Source organism: Stenotrophomonas sp. INTA L402-1 (assembly GCF_059295135.1).
Genome location: NZ_JCAFWP010000252.1, coordinates 1 through 454 on the forward strand (window position 1 = coordinate 1; position 454 = coordinate 454).

A 454-nucleotide genomic window follows, 5' to 3' on the forward strand; every position below is an offset into this window, starting at 1 on the left:
AGATGTGTATAAGAGACAGCATTAACGCTGCTGGAGAAGCTCAACGAACTGGACGCGGATGAACAGGCAGATATCTGTGAATCGCTTCACGACCACGCCGATGAGCTTTACCGCAGCTGCCTCGCGCGCTTCGGGGATGACAGTGAAAACCTCTGACATATACAGCTCCCGGAGACGGTCACAGCTTGCCTGTGAGCGGATGCCGGGAGCAGACAAGCCCGCCAGGGCGCGTCAGGGTGTTTTAGCGGGTTTCGGGGCGCAGCCCTGAACCAGTCACGTAGCGATAGCGGAGTGTATACTGGCTTAACTATGCAGCATCAGTGCGGATTGTATGAAAAGTGCACCATGACCAGTGTGAAATACCGCACAGATGCGTAAGGAGAAAATGCACGTTCCGGCGCTTTTCCGCTTCCTCGCTCACTGACTCGCTACGCTCGGTCGTTCGACTGCGGCG

Annotated in this window: 1 protein-coding gene; it reads left to right on the forward strand. The window is 56.2% G+C overall.

Translation table 11 applies throughout. The features are described 5' to 3' along the window. The first annotated feature begins 72 nt into the window (after positions 1-72). On the forward strand, positions 73-156 hold the full coding sequence (locus AC5O77_RS22640; RefSeq protein WP_494507281.1) for a Rop family plasmid primer RNA-binding protein: 84 nt from the start codon (positions 73-75) through the stop codon (positions 154-156). The last annotated feature ends 298 nt before the right edge of the window (positions 157-454 follow it).